Annotated in this window: 25 protein-coding genes and 1 riboswitch; of the genes, 17 read left to right on the top strand and 8 right to left on the bottom strand. The window is 61.3% G+C overall.

Translation table 11 applies throughout. The annotated features are described in order from the left end of the window. Positions 1-97: 97 nt before the first annotated feature. The 4 genes from ABWV42_RS10430 (at position 98) to ABWV42_RS10415 (ending at position 5,653) form a co-directional block, all read left to right on the top strand. A complete protein-coding gene (locus tag ABWV42_RS10430) occupies positions 98-904 on the top strand; it encodes a taurine ABC transporter ATP-binding protein (protein WP_255103737.1) in 807 nt (268 codons plus the stop codon). Continuing rightward, the gene (locus tag ABWV42_RS10425) at positions 901-2,175 is read left to right on the top strand and encodes an ABC transporter permease (RefSeq protein WP_255103735.1); all 1,275 of its coding nucleotides are present in this window, start codon (positions 901-903) and stop codon (positions 2,173-2,175) included. Before ABWV42_RS10430 ends, ABWV42_RS10425 begins: the two co-directional genes overlap by 4 nt. A gap of 104 nt (positions 2,176-2,279) precedes the next feature. Continuing rightward, positions 2,280-5,192 carry an error-prone DNA polymerase gene (locus tag ABWV42_RS10420; protein ID WP_353340048.1) on the top strand — a complete coding sequence of 971 codons (2,913 nt, stop codon included), beginning with the start codon at positions 2,280-2,282 and terminating at the stop codon, positions 5,190-5,192. Between the two features lie 158 nt (positions 5,193-5,350). After that, positions 5,351-5,653: a DUF1294 domain-containing protein gene (locus ABWV42_RS10415; RefSeq protein WP_255103731.1), complete on the top strand. Its 303-nt coding sequence runs from the start codon at positions 5,351-5,353 to the stop codon at positions 5,651-5,653. Here the strand turns inward: ABWV42_RS10415 and ABWV42_RS10410 are convergent. The 3 genes from ABWV42_RS10410 to ABWV42_RS10400 all read right to left on the bottom strand — a co-directional run bounded on the left by ABWV42_RS10410 (position 5,613) and on the right by ABWV42_RS10400 (position 7,854). Further along, complete coding sequence (locus ABWV42_RS10410) at positions 5,613-6,305, bottom strand: ATP-binding cassette domain-containing protein (RefSeq protein ID WP_353340047.1); 693 nt, start codon at positions 6,303-6,305, stop codon at positions 5,613-5,615. The genes ABWV42_RS10415 and ABWV42_RS10410 overlap by 41 nt on opposite strands. Beyond that, positions 6,302-6,598: a hypothetical protein gene (locus tag ABWV42_RS10405; protein WP_353340046.1), complete on the bottom strand. Its 297-nt coding sequence runs from the start codon at positions 6,596-6,598 to the stop codon at positions 6,302-6,304. Before ABWV42_RS10405 ends, ABWV42_RS10410 begins: the two co-directional genes overlap by 4 nt. A gap of 180 nt (positions 6,599-6,778) precedes the next feature. Beyond that, positions 6,779-6,990, bottom strand: a riboswitch (cobalamin riboswitch). Between the two features lie 42 nt (positions 6,991-7,032). Further along, positions 7,033-7,854, bottom strand: coding sequence for a helix-turn-helix transcriptional regulator (locus ABWV42_RS10400; RefSeq protein ID WP_353340045.1), 822 nt, complete (start codon positions 7,852-7,854; stop codon positions 7,033-7,035). 74 nt (positions 7,855-7,928) lie between these two features. Here ABWV42_RS10400 and smpB point away from each other — a divergent pair, with 74 nt between their 5' ends. The 3 genes from smpB (at position 7,929) to ABWV42_RS10385 (ending at position 9,731) form a co-directional block, all read left to right on the top strand. After that, positions 7,929-8,408, top strand: a complete 480-nt coding sequence (smpB, locus tag ABWV42_RS10395) for an SsrA-binding protein SmpB (RefSeq protein WP_353340044.1) — start codon at positions 7,929-7,931, stop codon at positions 8,406-8,408. Between the two features lie 234 nt (positions 8,409-8,642). Beyond that, a complete protein-coding gene (locus tag ABWV42_RS10390) occupies positions 8,643-9,155 on the top strand; it encodes a hypothetical protein (RefSeq protein ID WP_353340043.1) in 513 nt (170 codons plus the stop codon). Between the two features lie 300 nt (positions 9,156-9,455). Further along, a complete protein-coding gene (locus tag ABWV42_RS10385; RefSeq protein ID WP_353340042.1) occupies positions 9,456-9,731 on the top strand; it encodes a hypothetical protein in 276 nt (91 codons plus the stop codon). A gap of 2 nt (positions 9,732-9,733) precedes the next feature. Here the strand turns inward: ABWV42_RS10385 and ABWV42_RS10380 are convergent, their stop codons facing one another. Further along, complete coding sequence (locus ABWV42_RS10380; protein ID WP_353340041.1) at positions 9,734-10,084, bottom strand: winged helix-turn-helix transcriptional regulator; 351 nt, start codon at positions 10,082-10,084, stop codon at positions 9,734-9,736. A 75-nt stretch (positions 10,085-10,159) separates the two neighbouring features. Between ABWV42_RS10380 and ABWV42_RS10375 the strand changes: the two genes are divergently transcribed. The 5 genes from ABWV42_RS10375 to ABWV42_RS10355 all read left to right on the top strand — a co-directional run bounded on the left by ABWV42_RS10375 (position 10,160) and on the right by ABWV42_RS10355 (position 14,983). Continuing rightward, positions 10,160-11,050 carry a DMT family transporter gene (locus ABWV42_RS10375; protein WP_353340040.1) on the top strand — a complete coding sequence of 297 codons (891 nt, stop codon included), beginning with the start codon at positions 10,160-10,162 and terminating at the stop codon, positions 11,048-11,050. A gap of 127 nt (positions 11,051-11,177) precedes the next feature. Beyond that, positions 11,178-12,029 carry a 3-mercaptopyruvate sulfurtransferase gene (gene sseA, locus ABWV42_RS10370; protein WP_353340039.1) on the top strand — a complete coding sequence of 284 codons (852 nt, stop codon included), beginning with the start codon at positions 11,178-11,180 and terminating at the stop codon, positions 12,027-12,029. Beyond that, a complete protein-coding gene (locus ABWV42_RS10365) occupies positions 12,029-13,213 on the top strand; it encodes an amino acid aminotransferase (RefSeq protein ID WP_353340038.1) in 1,185 nt (394 codons plus the stop codon). The genes sseA and ABWV42_RS10365 overlap by 1 nt, the downstream gene beginning before the upstream one ends. Positions 13,214-13,336: 123 nt before the next feature. Continuing rightward, the gene (locus ABWV42_RS10360; RefSeq protein ID WP_255103712.1) at positions 13,337-14,521 is read left to right on the top strand and encodes a patatin-like phospholipase family protein; all 1,185 of its coding nucleotides are present in this window, start codon (positions 13,337-13,339) and stop codon (positions 14,519-14,521) included. A gap of 183 nt (positions 14,522-14,704) precedes the next feature. Beyond that, positions 14,705-14,983 (top strand): hypothetical protein, encoded by a 279-nt coding sequence (locus ABWV42_RS10355; protein WP_353340037.1) that lies wholly within the window; start codon positions 14,705-14,707, stop codon positions 14,981-14,983. A 71-nt stretch (positions 14,984-15,054) separates the two neighbouring features. On the opposite strand, the gene ABWV42_RS10350 is transcribed toward ABWV42_RS10355, so the two are convergent. Together ABWV42_RS10350 and ABWV42_RS10345 are read right to left on the bottom strand one after the other, a co-directional pair. Then, a complete protein-coding gene (locus ABWV42_RS10350) occupies positions 15,055-16,392 on the bottom strand; it encodes an ammonium transporter (protein WP_502930957.1) in 1,338 nt (445 codons plus the stop codon). Positions 16,393-16,415: 23 nt separating this feature from the next. Continuing rightward, complete coding sequence (locus ABWV42_RS10345; RefSeq protein ID WP_255103707.1) at positions 16,416-16,754, bottom strand: P-II family nitrogen regulator; 339 nt, start codon at positions 16,752-16,754, stop codon at positions 16,416-16,418. A 257-nt stretch (positions 16,755-17,011) separates the two neighbouring features. Between ABWV42_RS10345 and ABWV42_RS10340 the strand changes: the two genes are divergently transcribed. Then, the gene (locus tag ABWV42_RS10340; protein ID WP_353340036.1) at positions 17,012-19,192 is read left to right on the top strand and encodes a transglycosylase domain-containing protein; all 2,181 of its coding nucleotides are present in this window, start codon (positions 17,012-17,014) and stop codon (positions 19,190-19,192) included. Between the two features lie 96 nt (positions 19,193-19,288). Here the strand turns inward: ABWV42_RS10340 and ABWV42_RS10335 are convergent, their stop codons facing one another. Further along, positions 19,289-19,894 (bottom strand): MlaC/ttg2D family ABC transporter substrate-binding protein, encoded by a 606-nt coding sequence (locus tag ABWV42_RS10335; RefSeq protein WP_353340035.1) that lies wholly within the window; start codon positions 19,892-19,894, stop codon positions 19,289-19,291. Positions 19,895-19,906: 12 nt separating this feature from the next. Next, positions 19,907-20,659 (bottom strand): MlaA family lipoprotein, encoded by a 753-nt coding sequence (locus ABWV42_RS10330; RefSeq protein ID WP_255103701.1) that lies wholly within the window; start codon positions 20,657-20,659, stop codon positions 19,907-19,909. 188 nt (positions 20,660-20,847) lie between these two features. On the opposite strand from ABWV42_RS10330, the gene ABWV42_RS10325 reads away from it, so the two are divergent. The 4 genes from ABWV42_RS10325 (at position 20,848) to ABWV42_RS10310 (ending at position 25,189) form a co-directional block, all read left to right on the top strand. Beyond that, complete coding sequence (locus ABWV42_RS10325) at positions 20,848-22,581, top strand: type I secretion system permease/ATPase (RefSeq protein WP_255103699.1); 1,734 nt, start codon at positions 20,848-20,850, stop codon at positions 22,579-22,581. After that, on the top strand, positions 22,578-23,885 hold the full coding sequence (locus ABWV42_RS10320; protein WP_353340034.1) for an HlyD family type I secretion periplasmic adaptor subunit: 1,308 nt from the start codon (positions 22,578-22,580) through the stop codon (positions 23,883-23,885). The genes ABWV42_RS10325 and ABWV42_RS10320 overlap by 4 nt, the downstream gene beginning before the upstream one ends. A 78-nt stretch (positions 23,886-23,963) precedes the next feature. Then, entirely contained in the window at positions 23,964-24,425 is a 462-nt protein-coding gene (locus tag ABWV42_RS10315; protein ID WP_353340033.1) for a RidA family protein, read from the top strand. Then, positions 24,422-25,189 (top strand): glycerophosphodiester phosphodiesterase family protein, encoded by a 768-nt coding sequence (locus ABWV42_RS10310; protein ID WP_353340032.1) that lies wholly within the window; start codon positions 24,422-24,424, stop codon positions 25,187-25,189. Before ABWV42_RS10315 ends, ABWV42_RS10310 begins: the two co-directional genes overlap by 4 nt. Positions 25,190-25,213 lie beyond the last annotated feature (24 nt).

The raw sequence follows: 25,213 nt of genomic DNA, 5'->3' as shown, positions 1-25,213 counted from the left end.
CCCTGCGGCATGGGCGGACCCTTGGAGCAAGCCCTCTCCAGGCTGACCCGCCTTTGAATCGGGTTGGCCAGAATCTCAAACATGTGAAAGGCGGACCATGTCGGGACTGTCGATCGAAAGTATTTCGATGCGCTTTGACCTGCCTAATGGCAGCTCGGTTCAGGCGCTCAAGGATGTGAGCCTGCATCTCAAAGAAGGCGAATTGCTCAGTGTTCTGGGGCCATCTGGCTGCGGCAAGACCACTTTGCTCAATATTCTTGCGGGGTTCCTTGCCCCGACCGAAGGCCAGATCGTGATGAACGGCCACAACGTTGAAGGGCCGGATGCCGAGCGCGGCATGGTGTTCCAGCAGGGCGCGCTGTTCGAATGGATGAGCGTGCGGGACAACGTGAGTTTCGGGCCGCGGATGAAGGGCCAGAAAGAGGCCGACTGGGGTGAGCATGTTGACCACCTTCTTGATGTGGTCGGCCTGCAGGACTTCAAGGAAAAGGCGATCTATGAATTGTCCGGCGGTATGCAGCAGCGTGTGGCGCTGGCGCGGTGCTTGGCCAATGACCCGGACGTGATCCTGATGGATGAACCGCTGGGGGCACTTGACGCGCTGACGCGTGAGAAGATGCAGTCGCTGGTTCTGAAGCTCTGGAAGGAAACCGGCAAGACCATCATCCTCATCACCCACTCGGTGGAAGAGGCGCTGTTGCTGGGCGAACGCCTGATCGTGATGGCACCGCGTCCGGGACGCATCCACAAGGAATACCGCCTGCCATTTGCCGATCTGGGCGTGGGTGAAGATCTTCGCGAAGTGAAGAAACACCCCGACTTTGCGGTCAAGCGCGAGGAAATCCTCGGGATGATCTGGGACATGGAAGAAGAAATCATGGGACGTACGGAGGATGCACAATGACCGGACTTCTGATCCTGCTCGTTTATGTCGCGATCTTTGCGGGTGCATTTTTCTTGGTGAAATTCCTCGTGCATCGCGCGACCAGCGACTTCACGTCACTCAAGACAGTGACCTTTGGCGACGAAAGCGCCGTTGTCTCTGACCGTTGGGCCAGTGTGGTTTCGGTTCTGACGATCTTCCTGATCTGGGGCTCGTTCACCGGATCGAACATGTTGCCGGGGTTCCTCAAGGCGCCGGGGCCGTTCGTGGGGGAGACCTCGTTCGAGTATACCCTTGAAGATGCGGACGGAAATCGCGACGACGCAACCGTGACCGTGCGCGTGTTCGACTTTGGTGAAGACGCGCCGCGGTTCGATGTGGAGCCCGGTGAGGGCATGGCCAAGAACGACGCGGTGGCGATGAATGCCTCGCGTTCGAAAACCATCCTGTTTGACAAGAACGACGAGACCAACCGCAAGAATGGTGCCAAGGTTGTTGCCATCGATGGTGCGCCGATTTCCAAGACCGCGCCACTTGATAGCGACAAGGGCCGCTTTGCGCTCACCGACAAGGGGGCCATCAGCTATACCCCGCCGCAGGGGCTTCAGATGGACCCGGTCTATCTGCCGCCGCCCGAGGCCGTGGTCAGCCGGTTCTGGGAGATCAGCTCGGAAGGTTATCGCGGGTTTACCCTGTGGGAACACCTTGGATACTCGCTGTTCCGTGTGATCGGTGGCTTCCTGTTCGGCGCCATTGTCGGCATCCCGCTGGGCTATGCGATGGGTCTGAACGGTTGGTTCCGTGGCTGGTTTGATCCGATTGTCGAATTCATGCGCCCGGTTCCGCCGCTGGCCCTGATCCCGCTGATCATCATCTGGTTCGGGATTGGTGAGGTCGGCAAGATCATTCTGCTGTTCCTCGCGGCGCTTTGGATCATGGCGATTGCGGCCCGTTCCGGTGTGTCGGGGGTGCGTATCACCAAGGTGCACGCGGCCTATTCTCTGGGGGCTTCGAAGTGGCAGATCATGCGCCATGTGATCATTCCCAACTCGCTGCCGGATATCTTTACCGGTGCACGGGTTGCGATGGGCGTCTGTTGGGGCACGGTTGTTGCCGCGGAACTGGTGGCCGCGTCGCAGGGTGCGGGCATGATGATCATGGTGGCCTCGAAGTTCACGCTGACCGATATCGTGATCATGGGCATCATCCTGATCGGTGGCATCGGCTTCGGCATCGACATGCTGATGCGCTGGATCGAACGCCAGCTGGTGCCCTGGAAAGGCAAGGGCTGATCCGGATAAATCACTGATTGGAAAGGGCGGTCTTCGGATCGCCCTTTTGTTTTTCGGGAAAAGACTCGAAAAAGAACAAAACGTGAATATACTTGTAGATCGTCATGATCGCCGAGTTCTGTATCACTTCGAATTTCACCTTTCTCACCGGAGCGTCGCACCCGGAGGAGTACATGCGCCGTGCCGCCTTGGGCGGGCTGGGGGCGATTGCGATTGCCGATGACAACACGGTGGCGGGCATCGTGCGGGCGCATACGGAAGCGCGGGAGATTGCGCGCAAGGTGCGCGAACGCGAGAGGTTTGATGCCGAGCATGGGCTGATTGGCCCGCCTGCGCCGGAGGGGGTGGTGGCAGGGCCATCGGCGGCGATCTACGCAGTACCGCGCCTGTTGCCGGCGGCGCGGCTGGTGTTTTCTGACGGGCCGCCGGTGACGGTTCTGGCGGCGGATCGACAGGGGTGGGCCAACCTCTGCCGGATATTGTCGAAGGGGCGGCTCAGGGCAGAGAAGGGGCAGTGCCTGGTGCATTTGCAGGACCTGATGGACCACTCCGAAGGGCTGCAATTGATCCTGCATCCGGTGGCGCAGGAGGACCGTCGGGCCAAGGGCGTGGCGGGCTGGGGCGATCTCATGCCGCGTCTGCGCAAGCGGTTCGAGGGCCGTTTGCAGATGCTGCTGTCGCCCCACTATGACGGGCGGGATAAGGTGCGTTTTCAATGGGTTGCGGCGCAGGCCAAGGGGCTGGGCCTGCCGATTGTGGCCAGCGCCGCACCGATGATGCACCACGGGCGGCGGCGCAAGTTGGCCGATGTGGTGACGGCGATCCGCACCGGGCGGCGGGTCAATGCGCTTGGGCGGGCGGCACTGGCCAATGCCGAGAGCCGGCTGCGGGATGCGCGCGAGATGGAAATCCTGTTTCGCGACTATCCAGAGGCGCTGGCGCGGGGGGCGGAACTGGTGGAGGGATTGCAGTTCTCGCTGGACAGTCTGCGGTATGAATATCCAAGCGAGGTGCGGGGGAGCGAGACCGCGGCGGAGCGGTTGCGGCGGCTGTCTTACGAGGGGTTGCGGTGGCGGTATCCGGACGGGGCACCCGAGCGGGTGCGGGATATGCTGGAGCATGAACTCGACCTGATCGGGCGTCTGAATTACGAGCCCTATTTCCTGACCGTGCGCGATATCGTGGATTTCGCCCGCAGCCGGGACATCCTGTGTCAGGGGCGGGGAAGTGCTGCAAATTCAGTGGTTTGCTTTTGCCTTGGCGTGACAAGCGTCAGTCCGGAAATCGGCACGATGGTGTTTGAACGCTTTGTCAGCGAAGCGCGGGACGAGCCGCCTGATATTGACGTGGATTTCGAACATGAACGCCGCGAAGAGGTGATCCAGCATATCTATGAACGCTATGGCCGGCATCGGGCGGGGCTGTGTGCGACGGTGATCCATTACCGGGGCAAACGGGCGATTCGCGAGGTGGGGCGGGCGATGGGGCTGAGCGAAGACACCATCACGGCGCTGTCTTCGCAGCTTTGGGGGTTCTTTTCGGTCGACGCTGTGCAGGACGAACGGATGCGCGAAATCGGGTTGGACCCGAGCGACCGCCACCTGCGTCAGACGATGGCGCTGGTGCATGAGATCATCGGCTTTCCCCGCCACCTGTCGCAACACGTGGGCGGCTTTATCATCACCGAGGGGCGGCTGGACGAGTTGGTGCCCATCGAGAATGCCACGATGGAAGATCGCACGGTGATCTGTTGGGACAAGGACGACATCGACAGCCTTGGCATTCTCAAGGTGGATGTTCTGAGCCTTGGCATGCTGACCTGTATCCGCAAGGCCTTTGATCTGATGAAAACCCATTATGGACAGAGGTTTAGCCTTGCTACGCTGCCGCAGGAAGACCCCAAGGTGTATGACATGCTGTGCAGGGCGGACAGTATCGGGGTGTTTCAGGTCGAGAGCCGCGCACAGATGAATTTCCTGCCACGGATGCGGCCGCGCAACTTTTATGATCTGGTGATCGAGGTCGCGATTATCCGGCCGGGACCGATCCAGGGGGACATGGTTCACCCCTATATCCGGCGGCGAAATGGCGAGGAGCCGGTGTCGTTTCCCTCGGATGAACTGGGGGCGGTTCTGGGCAAGACACTGGGGGTTCCGCTGTTTCAGGAACAGGCGATGCAGATCGCGATGATCGGGGCGGGGTTCACGCCGGAGGAGGCGGATCGGTTGCGGCGGTCGCTGGCGACGTTCAAGAAACATGGGAACGTGAGCGAATTTCATGATCGTTTTATGCGGGGGATGCGGCAGAACGGATATGACGAGGAGTTTGCCGCCCGTTGCTTCAGCCAGATCGAGGGGTTCGGGTCATACGGGTTTCCGGAAAGCCACGCGGCATCCTTTGCGCTGCTGGTCTATGCCAGCGCGTGGATCAAGTGCCACTATCCGGGGCTGTTTGCCTGTGCCCTGCTGAATTCCCAGCCGATGGGGTTCTATGCCCCGGCCCAGATCGTGCGGGATGCCCGCGAGCACGGGGTTGAGGTGCGGCCGGTTTCGGTGAACGAAAGCTATTGGGACAACGTGATGGAGCCGGACGGGCGTGGCGGGCTGGCGCTGCGGCTTGGGTTTAGACAAATCAAGGGGTTACGCGAAGATGACGCGGTCTGGATCGCGGCGGCGCGGGGCAATGGATACCTCTCGGTCGAGGATGTCTGGCGGCGGGCGGGGATCACGCCACCGGTGCTGATGCGGCTGGCCGAGGCGGATGCCTTTCTTGATCTCGGGCTGAACCGGCGCGAGGCCCTGTGGGAGGCCAAGGCGATCCGGTCGATCGACCCCTTGCCGCTTTTTGCGCAGGATATGGACGGCGAGGGCATTCAGGAGCCGCAGGCGATGTTACCGGACATGAGCGAGGGAGAGCAGGTGGTGGAGGACTATGTGGCGATGCGCCTGACCCTGCGCAGCCACCCCGTTGCCCTGTTGCGGCACCTGCTGACGCCGGAAATGGGGGGCAAGGGTTAACTGGCTCGAGGGGGCAAAACGGGGGCTTCGGTTTTCCGGCGGTATCGTGTCGGTATTACGTCGGTATTGCAGTGCGGCAAATCGGCAAAAGCGGGATGGTATCGGCGGCGCACGGCGATTACATCTGAAGGTAACAAAAGGCGCGAAGGACAAAACCGGTGGCGGACAACGCAGTGATTCTGTTCCTGTGGTGGCTGGGGCTTATCAACGTGATGAGCTTCATCGCCTTTGGCTGGGACAAGCTGTGCGCGCGGGCCGGCTGGTGGCGGGTGCCGGAGCCGACCCTTTTGTTGATTGCCATGCTGGGCGGAAGCCCCGCGGCGCGGCTGGGGCAGACCCTGTTTCGGCACAAGACCCGCAAGCAGCCCTTTGCCCGGACCCTCAAGGCGATCCTGATCGTGCATGGTGTGGCGCTGGTGCTTATCCTTGCCGGTGCGCTCGGCGGGGCCCTGCCGACGTAAGGCGGCCCCGGTCGAGATCCAGAACCCTGTCACAGAGGCCAAGCGCGAGGTCGCCATCTTCAAAACCCGCGATCACGGTCTGGCCGGACTGGCGCAGGTGATCGAACAGCGCAAAGAGGGCGAAATCGTCGAGGCCGGATGGTGTCTCGCTCAGAACGATCAGGTCCGGTTCCTGCACCATCGCGCGGGCGAGCATCACCCGCAAGGCGATTGCCGGGGACAGGCCGTCCAGTGTCGAGAAGGCAAGGCGGCGCAGGTTCAGGCGATCCATGACCCCTGAGACGACTTCGCCGTCGCGCGGGTTGGGGGTGTGAAACCCAAGCCGGTGCAGGGCACGCCTGTCGCGCAGGATGTCGATGACGCAGCGCGGATCGTTGTGCCAGTCGTCCATCGCGACGAAGGCCAGTTTTCGCGCCAGCCGCCGGGGCGGCATGGTAGAGGTGGGATCTCCGTCGATGAGAAGTTGACCGCAACTTGGGGGCATCATGCCGCCCAGAAGGTGCATCAGCGCGGCCTGTTCGAAGGCACAGCCGGATGTGATGCCAACAACCGACCGGGCCGCGACCGAGATCGTGATCTCGCGCAGCACAGGCGTCGTTCCGTTGGCAGGCACCCAGCCGAGATTTCGTGTCTCGAGCCGGGCCGGGGTCATGACAGCGCCCGGGCCTGTGTGTCGAAGGCAACGACGGCGGCGGGGATCGGCCCTGTGCCATCCTGCGGCCAGTCGCCGTGACCGCGGGCCGCGGTGCGGGCGTCACACAGGAGCGCGTCGACATCGGCGTCCTGTTCGACATCGCCGAACATGTGACAGGCCGACTTGGTAGCGTGAAAGACGCCGACGCAGGGGCGCGAGCAGCCGACCATCTCGACGTGGCCCGACATTTCGAAATCGTCGGCGATCAGGTCGCCGCTGGCGCTGATCGACTGGCACAGTTTGCGCGCCATTTCAAAGCCGGGACGGCAGGTTTGGCCCGTGTGGGGACACATCGAGCAAAAGGTGATTTTATGGGGAAATGGCCGGTTCATGACGCCCTCCGCGCTTGTGCGGGGGCTGGAAAGGGCCAGATTGTGTTGCGCGCTGCGCTGTCATGCTCTGTCTCCCTCCGGGGCACCCCGCCCGGTAGTAGGTTACGGTTCATGATGGCAGGTCTCCTGACTTGCGGGTCGTCGCGTCTCCTGAACCTTCCCGGCCATGTGGCCAGTGGCGTATCTCAGGATGGCTCGCCGCTTACAGTTGCGGGGGCAGTCTCGGACTTGGCCCTTGCGGGCCGCACCGTGTTCCCTTTTCCCGTCACGATATGAGAGTCGATCCGGGAACCATCACGTCATGTGTAGGGGAGGAGCGGGGGACTTGTAAAGCGCAGTGTGCAGGCGCAGCGTCAGACCGCTTCGCGCAGCAGGAAGAGCTGATGGAGTTCGGAGGCCTTGTGGATGGCATTGGCCGTGGTTTCGGCATTGAGGGCCTGACGGGCGAGGCGCAGGTGCTTTTCGACGGTGGCTCTGCTGAGGCCCATCTTGCTGGCCAGGTCCTGGGTCGAAAGACCGTCGGCGATGCCGTTCAGCACCTCGCGCTGGCGGGATGTCAGCAGATTGCGGTGATCGGGGCTGGGCAAGGACAGCGCCTTGAGGTGCAGGATGTTGCAAAGCGCGTGGATTTCGTGGCCGTGTTCCAGCCAGGTGCGATCCACGTCGGCCTGTGACAGCCCGACCTTGGCACAGAGGCCCATGACCCCCTTGCGGCGCTGACGCAGGTCGCTGAACCAGATGGTATATCCCGCCGTGATCTTCCACTTGTTGCACAGGGCCATATGGGCGCGTTCGGCGCGGGTTGGCGGGGCATCGTTGGCGATGCGGCTCTTGCGCCAGCTGTAGGCACCGGGCCCTTCGGCCGGGCTCGGGATCTTGGCGGTGGTGCGGTGCAGGCCTTGGCCGATGAAGGTGTCGATCACCGGGGCGGGATAGTTGGTGAGAACCAGCCGGTCGGCAGGGTCGCCCCAGTTGCCGGGTTGTGACAAGGTGGTCGCCACGTAGAGGAGCCTGTCAAACCCGAAACCCGCCATGTTTTCGACGTGACATTCCCAGAGCGATTCGATGCTCTTGCATTGGATCAGGCGCTCGGCCCGTTCATGAAACGGCGACAGGGTGGACAGGGGAATCTCCTTATTTCCCGAGAATGTAGGGCAAACTGGCAGAAAACCCACGCGAGGTGAATATCCGTTTGTCCTGACTTGAGGTCATGGACACCCCGTACGCGTCGGGGTAATCAGTGCCGATCATGGCCAAGAACAAGCAAAAGACCGATCCGAACTATAAGGTGATCGCCGAGAACCGGCGGGCACGGTTCGACTATGCCATCGAGGAAGATATCGAATGCGGTATCGTTCTGAGCGGATCGGAAGTGAAATCCCTGCGTGAGAACAGCGCCAATGTCGCCGAAAGCTATGCGGCGGTCGAGGATGGGGAGCTTTGGCTGGTGAACTCCTATATCGCGCCCTATGACCGGGCGATGTTCAGCCATGAAGAGCGCCGCCGCCGCAAGCTATTGGTGAGCAAGAAGGAGTTGGCGAACCTGTGGAGCGCGACCCAGCGCAAGGGCATGACCCTTGTGCCGCTGGTGATGTACTTCAACCACAAGGGCCTTGTTAAAATGAAGCTGGGCATCGCCAAGGGTAAGAAGAACCACGACAAGCGGGCGAGCGAAGCCAAGCGTGACTGGGGCCGTCAGAAGCAACGTCTGCTGCGTCACGGCGAGTGATCTGTTTCCATCGAAAAACGGCGCTATTTTGTTCTGCGGCCTTCTCGCTACAAAGATACTTGCACTCGTTGAGACAAACAGAATTGCAGTTTATCGAGCTTTTACCTTCGTAATAGTGAGGTTGAGGCCAAACGGAGAAGACGCTTTGAAAGAAGTATTTTAGGGGATTGGATTGGCTGTTGGCTTCAAATTTCGCCCACGCCAACTTTATTGAAGTTCAGGACTTAGGTGCCCATGCGCGTTTTCTTTGCATTCTTCTCTGCATCATTCCTCTTGATGGGTTGCAATACTGAGCATCACGCGTCCGCCAATCTTGAAGGCGACGTGCGAGTGTCGATGGTTGTCAGTGGGATGTTCAGCCTCCAGAGAGATTGGAAGCGGACACTGATTGTTGAACATCGAAGAGAGAAAATATCACGAGAGCTTTTGGAAGACACAGGCTGGTGGCGAGGGTCCAACCTTTACCTCGCAGAAGCAGACCTCGTTATTCTCGACGAGGGACAGGGTGGGTGCGTTGCATTCAGATTGAATCCCGTTCGGTTCGACGACCAGGCCTCAAGGTGTCCTGAGAGACTCGAAAAGCTGACCAATGAAGAAGTTTCGGGCGGAAATACCAACGCAAAATCTGATGTGTATTCTGGCATGCGCTATTTGGGGCGTTTCAATGAGGCCTTGGACAAAGGTGCGCCTGTCGAGCTCCTTACCCAAGAAGAGGCCCCGGAAATCAGGTTGCCCGCCCCGATCTAGTCATCGCCCAATGCACAGGGAGCCAAAGCTTGGGATGCTGATAGCAGCAGTCTTGCCAAATGCCTGCTCCTTTTGTTCTGACCTGCCGATAAACCAGACTCATTGTTTGCCAGCACGGCGGCGGGGCATGGAATTTTTCCTCAAGTAACGTCCCGTATGTTGCGCAGTGCTGCGGGGAAGGATGTTGGTGTTTTCCCGTATCTGGGGAGGAGGGCACCAGCCTAGGGTCGAGGTGCGGACGGGGCGCGGGGCACCTCGGTGCGCATGGACCCAAAAAGCCCCGATGCGAGGGGAATACTCATGGAACTTCTGATTTCGCTGATTTCCGGTGCCATCGGCGGCAACCTGTCGGGACGCCTGATCAACAAGATCGACCAGGGTGTGGTGATCAACTCGATTGCCGGGATCGTGGGCGGTGGCCTTGGCGGTCAGCTTCTGAGCATGGTCGGGGCCGGTGCGCTGGCGGGGGGTGGTGTCGACCTGATGGGCATCATCGGCCAGATCGCCAGCGGTGGTGTTGGCGGTGGCGTGGTGCTGGCCATCGTGAGCGTCATCCGCAACGCGCTGGGCAAGTAAGCCTAGCTGTCCTGTTGCTCCTGAAGGGCCTCGGACCAGGTGGTGGACCAGGCCCCGAAGGGATGCAGCATTTCAAACAGCTCCCGCCCGAGCGGGGTCAGGTGGTAGCCGGACCCGTCGTGATCGACCAGCGCGCAGGCGCGCAGTTCCTTGAGGCGTTTGTTCAACACGGTGGGCGAGACGGTTTCGCAGCGGTCCTGAAGCTGGCGAAAGGTGGCGGGGGTGCCGTCTGACAGTTGCCAGATGATCCCCAGCGACCAGCTGCGCCCCAGAAGATCAAACAGTGCCATGATCGGTTTGCCGGACTTCGAGCCGCGCACGGGCAGTCCGGGCATGGGATGGGTGGTGGTCATGGCTTGCCTCTTGCTATCTTTTGTGTAGCATCCTATCTGCTACGGAAACCGTAGCTAATGTAGGATGGGTGGATCGTGGTCGCAATTCCAATTCTTGCCGCCGTTGGGGCCTCGACGGGCTGGGCGACGGGCATCGTGCTGGCGCAGGCCCCGGCGCGGCGGCTTGGGGCGTTTGAGTTCACCCGCATTCAACTGGTGGCCTGCGCCGCCATTGTCAGCCTGCTTTGTTCGGTGTTGGGGTTGTGGCCCAGCGTGACCTGGGAGCATTGGCCGGCCTTCGTGGCCAGCACGGTGGTCGGCATTTTTCTTGGCAATCTTGCAATGATCGAATGCCTGCGGCTGGGCGGGCCGCGGCGGACCGAGCTGTTGCTGTCGTTCAAGGGGCCGCTGGTGGCGCTGATGGCCTTTGTCTGGCTGGGCGAACGGGTGTCGGTGATGGATATGGTGGGTGCGCTGGTGGTTCTGGCCAGCGTGATGGTCACGATTCAGTTCGGAGGGGATGCCCGATCCGAGAGCGACCGTCTGCGAGGCAGCCTTTGGCGGGTGGTGCTTTTGGGGTTGGTGGCGACGGCCTGTCAGGGCTTAGGGTTCCTGCTGATGAAGCCCGCGATGCTGGCGGGCACCGATCCGCTTGCGGCCTCGTCCGTGCGGTTGCTGGGGGCGGCGTTCCTGATCTCCTGTGTGGCGCTGTGGCCGGCGCGGGTGTTCCGGAGTGACGCCGAGATGACGCCGGGCCTGCTTGGGCGGGTGGTGCTGCCGGGGGTGATTGGCTACGTGGTCTCTTCGTCGCTGCTGCTCTATGCCTTTGCGCATTTCCATGCCGGGCTGGCGGCGGTGTTCGGGTCTTTGTCGCCGGTTCTAGTGCTGCCGATTCTCTGGCTGAAGGACGGGCGTCCGCCAAAGCCCGCTGCGGTTCTGGGCGCGATTGGGGCCATTGTCGGGGCCGGGATCGTGGTTCTGTTCTGACAGGGCGGATTGCGGGGCGTATTCTGTGGAAAACCGGTGGCGTAGGGCCGTGATAAGCATGGCCTCGCCCTTGCCTGTTGAGTGTGCGGGTTGTAGTCAGGAGTCTGACTGAAAGGGGGCTTCGCTCATGGACGATCCAAGGACGCTCGTATCTACCGACTGGCTTGCCGCGCATATGAAAGATCCGGACCTGCGGATCATCGATGCATCCTGGCACATGCCCGCGGAAAACCGCGACCCGAAGGCGGAATATGACGCGGCGCATATTCCCGGCGCGCGGTTCTTTGATATCGACGAGATTGCCGACCTGCGCAGCGACCTGCCGCACATGGCACCGACGGTCGAGAAATTCATGAGCCGGATGCGGGCGATGGGTGTTGGCGATGGCCACCAGGTGGTTGTTTATGACACCAACGGCGTGAATTCGGCCTGCCGCGTGTGGTGGCTGTTCAAGCTGATGGGGCAGAACGACGTGGCGGTGCTGGATGGTGGTCTGCCCAAGTGGCAGGCAGAGGGCCGCGAGATCGAGGACCTGCCGCCGGTGATCCGCGACCGCCACATGACGGTGCGCCGCCAGAACCACCTTGTGAAAGACGTGACGCAGGTGTCGAGCGCGTCGAAGCTTGGTGACTACGAGATCATCGATGCCCGTTCGGCCGCCCGGTTCAAGGGCGAGGCCGAGGAGCCGCGTGCCGGGCTGCGCTCGGGCCATATTCCGAATTCCAAGAACGTGCCGTTCCCCGAGTTGATGAACGACAATGGTACGTTGAAATCCCCCGAAGAGTGCCGCGCCGTGTTCGAGGCGGCGGGTGTGGACCTGTCCAAACCCGCGATCACCAGCTGCGGTTCGGGTGTGACTGCCTGTATTCTTGCCCTCGCGATGGAGCGGTTCGGCAAGAGCGACTATTCCGTCTATGACGGATCATGGACCGAGTGGGGCGCTTTCCCCACTCTCCCGATTGCCACCGGAGAAGCGTAATGCTCACAAAACTCAAAGCTCAACCCGCAGACAAAATCCTCGCCCTGATGGCGATGTACCGTGAAGACCCGCGCCCGACCAAGATCGACCTCGGCGTTGGTGTGTACAAGAATGCCGAGGGCGTGACCCCGGTCATGCGCGCCGTGAAAGAAGCGGAGCGCCGTCTGGTGGAAGAGCAGACCACCAAGGCCTATGTGGCCCTGGCGGGCGATCCGGCCTATTCGGATGCGATGATTGGTCTGGTTCTGGGCGAAACGGTTGCACGCGATCGTATTGCCGCCGTGGCCACCCCCGGCGGGACGGGTGCCGTGCGTCAGGCGTTCGAGCTGATCAAGAACACCAGCCCCGATGCCACTGTCTGGGTGTCCAACCCGACCTGGCCGAACCACGTGTCGATCCTGAACTACCTTGGCATGAATCACACGGCCTATCGCTATTTCGATGGCGAAACCCGTGGTGTCGACTTTGACGGCATGATGGAAGACCTGTCGGAGGCCAAGGCGGGCGATGTGGTTCTGCTGCATGGTTGCTGTCACAACCCGACCGGCGCCAACCTGAACCTGACCCAGTGGCAGGCGGTTGTGGACCTGCTGAACGAGAAGGGCCTCGTGCCGATGATCGACATTGCCTACCAGGGCTTTGGCGATGGTCTGGAAGAAGACGCGGCGGCCACCCGCCTTGTGGCGTCGTCGGTGCCGGAACTTCTGATTGCGGGCAGTTGTTCGAAGAACTTTGGTGTGTACCGCGAGCGGACCGGTATCCTGATGGCGATTTCGGAGCAGGCGGACAACACCGCGGTGACGCAGGGCAACCTGAACCACCTGAACCGCCAGAACTATTCCTTCCCGCCGGATCACGGGGCGCGTGTGGTGACCACGATCCTGACCGATGACGCGCTGCGCGCCGATTGGGCGGCCGAGCTGGAAGAGACCCGTCTGGGCATGTTGTCCCTGCGCGAAGGTCTCGCAAGCGAGTTGCAGCGCCTTTCGGGGTCGGATCGTTTCGGTTTCCTTGCCCAGCACCGTGGCATGTTCTCGCAACTGGGCACCACGCCTGACATGGTCGAGCGCCTGCGCGCCGAGCACGGCATCTACATGGTGTCGGACAGCCGTCTGAACATTGCCGGCCTGAATGCGCACACGGTGCCGATCCTTGCCAAGGCGATTGTTGAAACCGGCATCTGATCCGGGGTTTCGAGAGTGTTCGAGTGGGCCGCCTGCATCACCGCAGGCGGCCCATTTCGTTGGTGTCTTTCACCTGTCGTGGAAAGGCGGGTAGACTGCGGCCGAGTGTAGAAGGAACGCGTGATGCGGGCGAAGGTCTGGGCAATTGTCTTTTCGGTGCTGCTTGTGGCCGGGTGCGACGTGGCACGCCACAACCGCGAGGCAGAAGCGCCGCCTGCGGATCGGTACGAGGACTTTCAGCCGGTTGGTGCCGAGTGGTGGATGCGGATCTACGAGGATGCCAGCGACGAGGATTTCCGCGAGCTTATCAAATACTACGAGGCAAAGTCCGGGCAGTGGCCAAATGGCCGGGACGGGTTGAATATTCTTGCGCTGTCGGGCGGCGGGCAGGACGGGGCCTTTGGCGCGGGGGTGCTGCACGGGTGGTCACAGAGCGGCAAGCGGCCCGAGTTCGATATGGTCACCGGCATTTCGACCGGGGCCCTGATCGCGCCCTTTGCCTTCCTTGGACCCGAGTATGATGATCGGCTGAAAGAGCTTTATACCGAGACCTCGACGCAGGATATCGCCAATTTTGATGTTGCGGGGGCGGTGTTCGGATCGGGGTATCTGGCATCGACCAAGCCGATGGCAAATGCGATCCGCGAACATCTGACGCCGGAGGTGTTGCGGGCGGTTGCAGAGGAATCGCGTAAAGGTCGGTCGCTGTTGATCGGGACCACCAATATTGACGCGGAACGGCCTGTTTTGTGGGATATTGGGGCGATTGCCGAGCAGGAAACGCCGGAGGCCTATCAACTGATCCGTCGTGTCGTGCAGGCCTCGGCGTCGATCCCGATTGCGTTTGAGCCCGTGCGTATCCCGGTTCGGTTGGGTGACATCGAACGCACCGAACTGCATGTGGATGGCGGGCTGACGCGCGAGATATTTGTCTATCCTGCCGCGCTCGACATGCGGCGGGTGCTGCGACGGGTCGGGGCGAGCGGACATAACAACACGATCTGGCTGTTGCACAACAAGCGGTTGGAAAAGCGTTATGCCGCGCAGGATACGCGGTTGTTGAAGATGGGAGAGCGCACCTTTGAGATGCTGATCCGATCCCAGAGTCTTGGCAATATCGACACCATCCTGTCGCTGGCGGCACGCGACGGGTTCCGGGCGCATCTGTTGTCCATCCCCGCCAGTTTCGAGGCCAAGCCGCGCGAGGCTTTTGATCGCGTCTATATGGGCGAGCTTTTCGATCTTGGCGCTAAGTATGGGCGCGATCCGGGCAGTTGGCGCAGGGATCAGCAGAAGGCGTTTCAGTGAGGGAGATTGAAACTTGCCGGGGTGGCCCCCTCTGATCGGGGAAACCTGTCAGGCGCGGGGCTGTGGGTTTTGTGAAAAATGGACAAAAAGGAAAAAAACGTCTTTTTGTTAAAGTATGACGACGGAAACCCAAAGGTGGTGCGTTCTAGGGGTAACTTTGGACATCATTGAAAGGACGTCGCCATGAAGATCGCCAATTTCGTCATTGTTATCGTGTCCCTTGGCCTGCTTGTGGTTGCGGCCAGTGCCGCCAATGCGGGGTGTCGTGCCGATCTTGTCGAGGATCGCCGTGACCGGATCGAGAACATTATCGACGAGGCCTATGATCGCGGGCCGCTGGATGTGATCGAGGACAAGCTGGACCGCGCCGAGGATCGTCACGATCGTCGCCATCTGGACTGCACCCCCTATGGTCACAAACGCCCGCATGTGCCGGAGCGGCCGGTGCGTATCCAGGGGTAACTGGCGCCAGACAGCAGAAAGCCCGGACGATTGTCCGGGCTTTCGTGTTTTTTGCGGGTTTGCCAGCGGGCTTAGCCGTTGGTGAACTCCGGGTAGGCTTCCATGCCGAGCTCTGCCATGTCGAGGCCGTTGATCTCGGTCTCTTCGTCCACACGCAGACCCATGGTGGCCTTGAGGATGAACCAGACGACGCCCGAGACAACCACGGTGAAGATACCGACAACAGCGATCGAGTAGAGCTGAACCATCAGCGAGGCATCAGCGTTGGTGAAGACAACCGCGATGGTGCCCCAGATGCCGCAGATCAGGTGAACCGGGATCGCGCCAACAACGTCGTCGATCTTCAGCTTGTCCATGAAGGGGATGGCGAAGACAACGATCACGCCGCCGACCATACCGATCAGGGTTGCTGCGCCCAGCGACGGGGTCAGCGGTTCTGCGGTGATCGAAACCAGACCGGCCAGAGCGCCGTTGAGGGTCATGGTGAGGTCAGGCTTTTTGAACATCAGCTGCGAGACGATCATGGCTGCGATGGCGCCACCGGCTGCTGCGGTGTTGGTGTTGGCGAAGATGCGCGATACGTCTGCAACGTCACCCACGGTGCCCATGGCCAGCTGCGAGCCGCCGTTGAAGCCGAACCAACCGAGCCACAGGATGAACGTACCCAGGGTTGCGAGGGTCAGGTTCGAACCGGGGATCGGAACGGTTTTGCCTTCTTTGTTGTACTTGCCGATACGCGGACCAAGGATCAGCGCGCCGGTCAGAGCGGCCCAGCCACCTACGGAGTGCACAACGGTCGAGCCAGCGAAGTCGAGGAAGCCCATTGCGTCCAGGAAGCCACCGCCCCATTTCCACGATGCCTGCAGCGGGTAGATGATGCCGGTCAGGACAATCACGAAGATCAGGAAGGGCCACAGTTTGATACGCTCAGCCAGGGTACCCGATACGATCGAGGCCGTGGTGGCGCAGAACATCAGCTGGAAGAAGAAGTCCGAGCCGGTAGACGCGTAGCCATAGTCGTCGGCTGCGTCGGCGGTCACGCCAACAGCTTCGAGAACACCCGGGCCCCAGACGCCGGACAGGATGCCGTCAACCGACCAGGTGCCGAGCGGGTACATCAGGTTGTAGCCGATCAGGTAGTAGAAGATGGCGGCCAGCGAGAAGAGGGCGATGTTCTTCATCAGCTGCATGGTGACGTTCTTGGAACGCACGAGGCCGGCTTCGAGCATGGCAAAGCCTGCGGCCATCCAGAACACCAGGAAGCCACCGATCAGGAACAGGAGCGAGTTGAAGATGAAGACCGAGTCGGTCGAGGCGTTGACGCCCGGCACGGGGCCTTCTTCGGCAAAGCCCATGGCCGGCATCGCGGCGAGCGCGACAGGCAGGGCGTATTTCGTGAATTTGGTCATTGTAGTGTGTCCTCCTGCAACGCTTAGAGCGCGTCTGCGTCAGTTTCGCCGGTGCGCACGCGGATTGCCTGCTGCACGTCGAGCACGAAGATTTTGCCGTCGCCGATCTTGCCGGTCTGGGCGGTTTTGGTGATTGTCTCGACCACTTGGTCCGCCATCGAGGCCGGAACGACGAGTTCCAGTTTGACCTTGGGTACGAAGTTCACGGCGTATTCCGCGCCGCGGTAAATTTCAGTGTGGCCGGATTGCGAGCCGAAGCCCTTGATCTCGGTTACCATCATGCCGCGCACGCCCATGGAGGTGAGCGCTTCGCGAACCTCTTCGAGCTTGAACGGTTTGATTGTTGCAATAATCAGTTTCACCGTTTTCCCCTTTCCTCTAGCAGGTGCGTCCCTGCGTGTTTGCACCTGCAGAAAAACGCTGCTGTGGGGGAAAACGAAGGCAAATGCCCAATTTCGCACCGTCAAAACATGTGAAAGTGCACAAAATTTGCACAGATTGCGTTGCGTGATTAAAAAATGCGCAACACAAAAAGGCGTTTGGGATGTCTCTTTGCCTCTACATTGTATGCAAAGGAAGTTAAAATACCGTCAAAGTAGAAGGCCGGGCAGGGCAAGGTATGGGTGATTCAGGGCGTAAGAAGCCGCCATTGGTGGCGGAGAATCGGTATGGGGCGAAATCCAAGCCCGCACCGAAGAAGAAGGCTGCACCGAAAAAAGCGGTTAAGCGCAAACCCGCGCCTTCAAGAAAACCGGCCAAGAAGCGGCATCCGGTTGTGGCCTTTGTCTTGGGGATCTTTCGTTGGATCTGGCGGATCATCTGGGGCTTCACCTGGCGTGTGAGCCTTGTCAGCGTGCTGATCATCGGGCTGGCCGTGGGCTATGTCTATTCCACGCTGCCGGACGTGCGCACCCTTTTGGATGGGCGTGCGCGCGGGTCAGTAACCCTTCTGGATCGCGACAACCAGGTGTTTGCCTGGCGCGGTGACCAGTTCGGCGGGGTGGTGACGGCGGATGGCGTGTCTCCCGATCTGAAGAACGCGGTGGTGGCGACCGAGGACAAGCGGTTCTACTGGCATTTCGGGGTGAGCCCGCGTGGTGTGGCCAGTGCGGTGCGCATCAACCTGCGCGAAGGGCGCGGGCCGCTGAGCGGGCATGGCGGATCGACAATCACGCAGCAGACCGCGAAACTGTTGTGTCTTGGGGTCGAGTACGATCAGGACGCCTGGGAAAGCGAAGCGGCCTATGTGCAGGACTGTCGGCGCGGATCGCTTTGGCGCAAGGCCAAGGAAGCGGTCTATGCGGTGGCGATGGAGTTCAAGTACAGCAAGGATGACATCCTCTCGATCTATATGAACCGGGCCTATATGGGCGGCGGGGCCTATGGTGCCGAGGCGGCGGCGCAGCGGTATTTCGGAAAACATGCGGCGGTTCTGAACCCGGCGGAAGGTGCGATGCTGGCCGGGTTGCTGACGGCGCCCTCGTCGCTGGCGCCGACCTCGAACCTCAAACGTTCGCAGGATCGCGCGGCGACGGTGCTGCGCCTGATGAACGAGCAGGGCTATCTGACGGATGAGGAGACCGCATACTGGCAGGACAACCCCGCGACCCTGTCGCAGGCGGCCAAGGCCAATGCGGGCGGGTATTTTGCCGACTGGGTCATGGCCTCGGGGCCGGAGTTCTTTACCCGCAACACCACCGAGGACGTGATCCTCAAGACCACCTTTGACTCGCGTATCCAGAAGGCGGCGGAAGAGGGGCTGCAATGGGTGTTCGACAACAAGGTGCGGGAAGGATCAAAGGCGCAGGCGGCGATTGTCGTGATGTCGGCGGATGGCGCGGTGCGCGGCATGGTCGGCGGGCGCGATACCACCGCGATCGGGGCGTTCAACCGGGCGGTTCATGCAAAGCGGCAGACCGGCTCGGCATTCAAGCCCTTTGTCTATGGCACGGCGCTGGACCTTGGGTATCACTATGATGACCTTGTGAACGACGCGCCCTATTGCCTGGACATTCCGGGATCGGGCGAGTGGTGTCCGAAGAACTATACCAACAAGCATTACGGTGAAGTGACCCTGACCTGGGCGCTGAAGAATTCGCTGAACATTCCGGCGGTGAAGATATCCGAGGCCGCGGGGCGCGAGAACGTGCGCAAGGTGGCCAGCGGTTTTGGCATCGAGAGCAACCTTGCCGATGGTCCGGCGCTGGCGCTGGGGGCTTCGGAGAGTTCGTTGCTGGAGATGACCGGCGCCTATGCGGGTATTCTGAACGGCGGGTCGTCGGTGACACCCTATGGTCTGGTCGAGCTGCGCCTGCAGGGGGATAACAACCCGCTGATGGGCACGGGCGGCGGCATTGGTGAGCGGGTGATTACCGAAAGTGCAGCGCGGACGCTGATCTATATGATGGAGAAGGTGGTGAGCGAAGGCACCGGTGGGCGCGCGGCGCTGCCGGGCTGGGAGGTGGCGGGCAAGACCGGCACCACGCAGGCGGCGCGGGATGCCTGGTTCATCGGGTTCACGGCGGATTACGTGGTTGGGGTCTGGATGGGCTATGACGACAACACGCCGCTGACCGGGGTGACGGGGGGCGGTTTGCCGGCCGAGATTTTCCACGAGGTGATGATGCGGGTCAACGAGGGCGCGACGCCCAAGGCGCTGCCGGCGTTCGTGCCGCAGCCGAAACCCAAGCCGAAGACCAAGCCCAAGCGCCGAACCAGCGACGACATTGGCGAGGCCATCGACAACGCGATCGACAATGCCATCGACAATATCATTCAGGACCTGTTCGGGCGGAATTGAGGGGGCGCGGGGGACTGATACCTGTTAGCCCATGCGCCAAAAGCAAAAGCGCCCGCCTTTGCAGGCGAGCGCAGAATTCCCAGGATGTCGAGGGGATCAGCCGGCCTTTTTGAGGTCCGCGATCATCTGGTCGAGGTTGCCTTTGCGCTTGTCGAGCATGGCACCGATTTCTTCCTTTTCGGTGAAGCGCAGGGAGATGCCTTCGATGATCATGTCGAAGAACAGCGGTTTGCCGGACTTGTCGGAGACCAGGAAGCTGACTTCGAAGGGTGACTGGCCCTTGAGGATGGCGCGGGCCTTGACCTCGTGGAAGCTCTTGACCTTGCGGGCGCCCTGAACCTCGATGCGGCCGCCTACGAATTCCTCGAACCGCTTGCCGTACTTGCGGGCCATGTAGCCCTGAAACGCCTTGGTGTAGGCGCGCAGTTGCGACGACGACGCGCGGCGGGCATCCACCCCAAGCGCCGAACGGGCGATGATCGAGACATCGGCGTATTTCGCGAAGATGCGTTCGAAATCACGGATCATGCCGGACAGCGGTTTGCCCGAGACGATGACCTTGTTGATTTCGGCCACGGCCTTGTCGACCAGCGTCTTGGCCTGTGCATCCGACAGGGCAAACGCGCCTGTGGGCAGGGTGGCAACAAGGGCGGTTGCGGAAGCGGCGGCAATGAAGTCGCGACGGTTCAGGTGATGCGTCATCTGGGTCTCCCCTTACTCGGCGTATGGATCATCATAGGGGTCGAGATAGAGATCCTCGGCCGTCATTCCAAGCTCGAAGCGGCGGTTTTGCAGGTAGATGCTGCGGGCCTGGGCATAGGAGTCGGCGCTTTCGTAGAGCAGCGCATCGATGGTCGAATCGAATTTGTAGCGATCCCCGAAGGCGTTAAGCACATAGGCGACGCCGCCGACATAGCGGGACGGGTCACGCAGCAGGATGAAGAACGGATCGATCACGATGTCGACAACAAAGCCCGCGGTATCGCGCGAGGTTGACGGGCCGAAGAAGGGTTCTTCGACATAGGGGCCTTCTGCTGCGCCCCATTTGTGCAGGGTTTCGCCAAAGTCGGTATCGACGCGCTGAACGCCAATCGCGGTGGCCGGGTCGAAAATGCCGGCGATGCCGAACACGGTGTTGAAGGCGAAACGGAAGGTGTTGTGCATCGCGCCGCCGACATCACCCTGAAGCACGTTGTTTACAACGTCATTGGGCACCGAGAGGTGATCGGAGAAGTTGCTGACGCCGTTGCGCACAGGTTCGGGCACGATGGTGCCGTAGCCATCGGACAAGGGCGACACGACATAGGTGTCGAGGTTCTTGTTGAACTGGTGCGTGAAGCGGTTGTTTTCTTCATAGGGGTCGTAAATTCCGCGCGACACATCCGCATTCTCGCTCGTACCGCAAGCAGACAGGAACGCTGCGCAGACCAGGGCAGCAACAGGGGCGATTTTTGTGCGGATGTTCATGGCATACCAAATTGGCGATAGAATTACGGGACTAAACTGCGTATCAGGTCATCTAGACTATTCAGTGAGCAAGCTGAAACTCAAGGTCTCCTTTTAACCGCAATCTGTGGCAGATGGGAGACATTTGTTTGTGAGCGGGCTTCGTGTAATTGATGTGTTAGAGAATTTGACAGCGGGAATGCGGGATTATGCGCCAAAAAGCAAACCAGGCAGGTTTGGATGAACTGAGGGCAGCGCGGCGGGAAAGCCGTGGTCTTTACTGGGCCGTCGGGATTTTCAGTTTCTTTGCGAATCTGCTGATGCTGACCGGACCCATGTACATGTTGCAGGTTTACGACCGCGTTCTCGGAAGCCGGTCGGAAGAGACGCTGATCGCGCTGTCGATGCTGGTTGCGTTCCTTTACGGGATGATGGGTCTGCTGGATTTCTCGCGCGGGCGGATCATGGGCCGGGTTGGCGCACGGTTCCAGGCGCGGCTTGACCGTCGCGTGTTCGACGCGGTGGTGCGCAAGTCGGCGGTGGCGCCGGATGCCAAGGCACAGACTGGTCTGCGCGATCTTGAATCGGTCCAGCGGTTGATGTCTTCGCCGGTTTTGATGGCGGCGTTTGATATTCCGTGGACCCCGTTTTTCCTTGCCGGGATCGCGATCTTCCACCCGTGGCTGGGGATGCTGGCGGTTGTGGGCGGCACGTTGCTGGTGATTGCGACCTTCCTGAACCAGAGCGTGAGCCGCACCCCGATGCTCAAGGCGAACATGGCGCAGCATCAGTCGGAGCTGCTGGGCGAACAGATCCGTACCGAGGCCGAGATGGTTTCGGCGATGGGGATGCGTACGGCGGCCTTTGACCGTTGGCAGGTGGCGCGGGACAAGTCGCTTGAGGCGCAGGTGAAGGCGGCGGATATTGGCGGTGGTTTCACCTCGTCGACCAAGACGTTCCGCCTGTTCCTGCAGTCGGCGATGCTGGGTCTTGGGGCCTATCTGGTGCTGTTAAACGAATTGACGCCGGGCGCGATGATCGCCGGTTCGATCCTGCTGGGTCGTGCGCTGGCACCGATCGAAATGGCGATTGGCCAGTGGCCTGCGGTTCAGCGTGCACGTCAGGGCTGGGGCACGCTTTCGGAACTGTTGAGTGAAGTGCCGCCGGAGCAGCCGCGCACGGAACTGCCGGCGCCCAAGGCGAACCTTGAGGTTTACCAGCTTTCGGTGGTGCCGCCGGGCGAACAGCAGGCGGCGCTGCGCATGGTGTCGTTTGGCCTGAAACCCGGTCAGGCGCTGGGTGTGATCGGTCCGTCGGGTGCGGGCAAGTCGACGCTGGCGCGGGCATTGACCGGCGTGTGGCGTCCCGCAGGTGGCAAGGTGCGCCTCGATGGGGCGACGCTGGATCAGTATGATCCCGACAGGCTTGGGGAATACATCGGGTATCTGCCGCAGCGGGTGCAGCTGTTCGAAGGCACGATTGCCGAGAATATCTCGCGGCTGAGCAATGCGCCGGATGCGGCGAAGGTTGTGGCGGCGGCCAAGAAGGCGGCGGCGCATGACATGATCGTCAAGCTGCCGGATGGCTATGACACGCGGATCAGCCCGAATGGCGGCCGCCTGTCGGGTGGACAGATCCAGCGGATTGGCCTTGCACGTGCGATGTATGCCGATCCGGTGATCCTCGTTCTGGACGAGCCGAACTCGAACCTCGACAACGACGGGTCGATGGCGCTGAACGGGGCGATCCGGGCGATGAAGTCCGAAGGCAAATCGGTGCTGATCATGGCGCACCGTCCGGCGGCAATTCAGGAGTGTGACATGCTTCTGGTGCTGGATGGCGGGATGCGCACGGCCTTTGGTCCGAAAGATGACGTGCTGCGCGAAATGGTGGCGAACCACCAGCAGATCAAACAAAGCACCGGTGGCGGAGGCGTACAATGAGCGACACCAAGAAGAACTGGTCGGCGCGGACGCCGCTGACAATCGGCTTTCTTGCCATGCTTGTGCTGGTGGGCGGGTTCGGCTCGTGGTCGGCCCTGTCCAAGATTTCCGGCGCGGTGATTGCCTCGGGTCGGATCGAGGTGGATCGCAACCGGCAGATCGTTCAGCATCTCGATGGCGGCCTTGTGCAGGATATCCTTGTGGACGAGGGCGACTCGGTAGAAGCCGGTCAGACCCTGATCCGCCTGGATGCCACTTTGCTGGCGTCGAACCTCGCGATCACGGAGGGGCAACTTTTCGAACTGATGTCGCGCCGTGGACGGCTTGAGGCTGAGCGCGACGATGCCGAGGAGGTGGTCTTTGAAGACGAACTTCTGGCAGAGGCCGCCGCCAATCCGGACATTGCGGAAATCGTGCAGGGGCAGGAGCGTCTGTTCCATGCGCGGGTGGATTCGCTGCGCCACGAGATCGAACAGCTGGGCAAGCGCCGCAGCCAGATTGCCGACCAGGTGCGCGGGATCGAAGCGCAGGAAGAATCCCTGACGGTTCAGCTTGAGTTGATCCGCAAGGAACTGGTGGACCAGCAGGGTCTGCTTGAGAAGGGGCTTGCGCAGGCCAGCCGGGTGCTGGCGTTGCAGCGCGAGGAAGCGAGCCTGAGCGGGCGCGTGGGGGAACTTGCCGCCACCAAGGCGCAGGCCGCGGGCCGGATTACCGAGATCGACATCGAAGTGATCAAGCTGTCGTCGCGCCGCCGCGAAGAGGCGATCACCCGTCTGCGTGATTTGCAGTACCGCGAGCTGGAACTGGCCGAACAGCGCCGCGCCCTTGAGGAGCAGCTGTCGCGTCTGGAGATCAAGGCCCCGGTGTCGGGCATCGTCTATGGTCTTCAGGTCTATACGCCGCGCTCGGTCATCCGTCCGGCCGATCCGGTGCTGTTCCTGGTGCCACAGGATCGCCCGCTGATCATCGCGGCGCAGGTGCCTGTTATCCATATCGACCAGATCTATGCCGACCAGGAGGTGAGCCTGCGGTTCTCGGCGCTGGATCAGCGGAATACGCCGGAACTGTTCGGTCGGGTTCTGGTGGTTTCGGCGGATGCCTTCCAGGACGAGGCCACCGGTGTCAGCTATTACCGTGCCGAGATCGTGCTGTCGGAGGGTGAACAGGCCAAGCTGCCGGAGAATGTGCGGCTGGTGCCGGGGATGCCGGTCGAGGCGTTTCTGCGCACGGCGGACCGCACCCCGATTGCCTATCTCGTGAAGCCGCTGACCGACTATTTCACCAAGGCTTTCCGCGAAGGATAAGGCAGAGGTCGGTTTTGGACTTTCCAGTCGGGGCGGCGCAGTCTAGCGTCGCCCCGAAACCTTTAGGGAGACGCAGCAATGAGCGCATTCGAAGCAAAACTCGCAGAACTGGGTGTGACCCTGTCCGAAGCCCCGGCCCCGGCGGCCAACTATGTGCCTTTCGTGCAGGTGGGGGACCTCGTGCATGTATCCGGCCAGATCTCGATGGATGCCGACGGCATGATCAAGGGCAAGCTGGGCGACGACATGGATGTCGAGGCCGGTGCCGCGGCGGCGCGGACCTGCGCGATCAGCCTGCTGAGCCAGGTGAAGGCGGCATGTGGTGGCGATCTTGACCGTCTGGTGCGGGTTGTGAAGCTGGTGGGTTTCGTGAACTCGACCGCTGATTTCGGGGACCAGCCTAAGGTGATCAACGGCGCGTCGGATTTCATGGTCGAGGCGCTGGGCGATGCCGGTCGTCATTCCCGTTCCGCCGTGTCGGCAGCATCGCTGCCGTTTGGTGTGGCGGTCGAGATCGAAGGCATCTTCCAGATCAAATGACCAAGCTTGACCCGGCCTTTTTGACGGTGCCGCTGGCGCATCGTGCCCTGCATGATGTGGCGGACGGACGCCCCGAAAACAGCCGCGCGGCGATCCGCGCGGCGATGGCGGCCGGGTACGGCATCGAGATCGACCTGCAGCTTTCGGCGGACGGGCGGGCGATGGTCTTTCATGACTATCAGCTTGAGCGCCTGACCGGTGAGAGTGGGGCCATACGGCAACGTACGGCCGAGCAGCTGGGCGAGATCGGTCTGACAGGTGGGGATGAGGGCATTCCCACCTTTGCCGAAGTTCTTGAGATCGTTGACGGGCAGGTGCCTTTATTGGTCGAGTTGAAGGATCAGGACGGCATTCTTGGCCCCAACATCGGCGCGCTGGAGCAGGCGACCGCAGAATACGCGGCGGGCTATGGTGGGCCGATTGCCTTTATGTCGTTCAATCCCCATAGCGTGGCCGAGATGGGCCGTTTGTTGCCGCAGGTGCCGCGCGGGATCGTGACCGATGGCTATGGTGCGGATGACTGGCCATTGATTCCGGCAGCGCGGCGCGACGGCTTGCGCGAGATACCGGATTATGACCGTGTCGGGGCCTGTTTCATCAGCCATCAGGCAAGTGACCTTGGCCGCGCGCGGGTGGCAGAGCTGAAGGCCGGGGGGACGCATGTTTTGTGCTGGACCATCCGGTCGCCCGAGGCCGAGGCAGAGGCCCGAAAGGTTGCCGAGAACGTGACCTTTGAACAGTACCTGGCACCATTCCCCGCTTGATCCTTTTTCGCCCGGGGCCAAATA

The organism is Pelagimonas sp. KU-00592-HH, from assembly GCF_040369695.1.
GTDB lineage: Bacteria > Pseudomonadota > Alphaproteobacteria > Rhodobacterales > Rhodobacteraceae > Shimia.
This window is presented reverse-complemented; position numbering and strand designations above follow the sequence as displayed.

What these genes read in the sequence shown, in the direction of transcription:
- ABWV42_RS10380 (WP_353340041.1), bottom strand. Translation starts at nt 10,084, where the DNA reads ATGACCACCACCCATCCCATGCCCGGACTGCCCGTGCGCGGCTCGAAG.
- sseA (WP_353340039.1), top strand. Translation starts at nt 11,178, where the DNA reads ATGGACGATCCAAGGACGCTCGTATCTACCGACTGGCTTGCCGCGCAT.
- ABWV42_RS10410 (WP_353340047.1), bottom strand. Translation starts at nt 6,305, where the DNA reads ATGACCCCGGCCCGGCTCGAGACACGAAATCTCGGCTGGGTGCCTGCC.
- ABWV42_RS10420 (WP_353340048.1), top strand. Translation starts at nt 2,280, where the DNA reads ATGATCGCCGAGTTCTGTATCACTTCGAATTTCACCTTTCTCACCGGA.
- ABWV42_RS10390 (WP_353340043.1), top strand. Translation starts at nt 8,643, where the DNA reads ATGCGCGTTTTCTTTGCATTCTTCTCTGCATCATTCCTCTTGATGGGT.
- ABWV42_RS10335 (WP_353340035.1), bottom strand. Translation starts at nt 19,894, where the DNA reads ATGACGCATCACCTGAACCGTCGCGACTTCATTGCCGCCGCTTCCGCA.
- ABWV42_RS10385 (WP_353340042.1), top strand. Translation starts at nt 9,456, where the DNA reads ATGGAACTTCTGATTTCGCTGATTTCCGGTGCCATCGGCGGCAACCTG.
- ABWV42_RS10325 (WP_255103699.1), top strand. Translation starts at nt 20,848, where the DNA reads ATGCGCCAAAAAGCAAACCAGGCAGGTTTGGATGAACTGAGGGCAGCG.
- smpB (WP_353340044.1), top strand. Translation starts at nt 7,929, where the DNA reads ATGGCCAAGAACAAGCAAAAGACCGATCCGAACTATAAGGTGATCGCC.
- ABWV42_RS10315 (WP_353340033.1), top strand. Translation starts at nt 23,964, where the DNA reads ATGAGCGCATTCGAAGCAAAACTCGCAGAACTGGGTGTGACCCTGTCC.
- ABWV42_RS10405 (WP_353340046.1), bottom strand. Translation starts at nt 6,598, where the DNA reads ATGGCGCGCAAACTGTGCCAGTCGATCAGCGCCAGCGGCGACCTGATC.
- ABWV42_RS10360 (WP_255103712.1), top strand. Translation starts at nt 13,337, where the DNA reads ATGCGGGCGAAGGTCTGGGCAATTGTCTTTTCGGTGCTGCTTGTGGCC.
- ABWV42_RS10425 (WP_255103735.1), top strand. Translation starts at nt 901, where the DNA reads ATGACCGGACTTCTGATCCTGCTCGTTTATGTCGCGATCTTTGCGGGT.
- ABWV42_RS10340 (WP_353340036.1), top strand. Translation starts at nt 17,012, where the DNA reads ATGGGTGATTCAGGGCGTAAGAAGCCGCCATTGGTGGCGGAGAATCGG.
- ABWV42_RS10365 (WP_353340038.1), top strand. Translation starts at nt 12,029, where the DNA reads ATGCTCACAAAACTCAAAGCTCAACCCGCAGACAAAATCCTCGCCCTG.
- ABWV42_RS10310 (WP_353340032.1), top strand. Translation starts at nt 24,422, where the DNA reads ATGACCAAGCTTGACCCGGCCTTTTTGACGGTGCCGCTGGCGCATCGT.
- ABWV42_RS10330 (WP_255103701.1), bottom strand. Translation starts at nt 20,659, where the DNA reads ATGAACATCCGCACAAAAATCGCCCCTGTTGCTGCCCTGGTCTGCGCA.
- ABWV42_RS10320 (WP_353340034.1), top strand. Translation starts at nt 22,578, where the DNA reads ATGAGCGACACCAAGAAGAACTGGTCGGCGCGGACGCCGCTGACAATC.
- ABWV42_RS10350 (WP_502930957.1), bottom strand. Translation starts at nt 16,392, where the DNA reads ATGACCAAATTCACGAAATACGCCCTGCCTGTCGCGCTCGCCGCGATG.
- ABWV42_RS10430 (WP_255103737.1), top strand. Translation starts at nt 98, where the DNA reads ATGTCGGGACTGTCGATCGAAAGTATTTCGATGCGCTTTGACCTGCCT.
- ABWV42_RS10355 (WP_353340037.1), top strand. Translation starts at nt 14,705, where the DNA reads ATGAAGATCGCCAATTTCGTCATTGTTATCGTGTCCCTTGGCCTGCTT.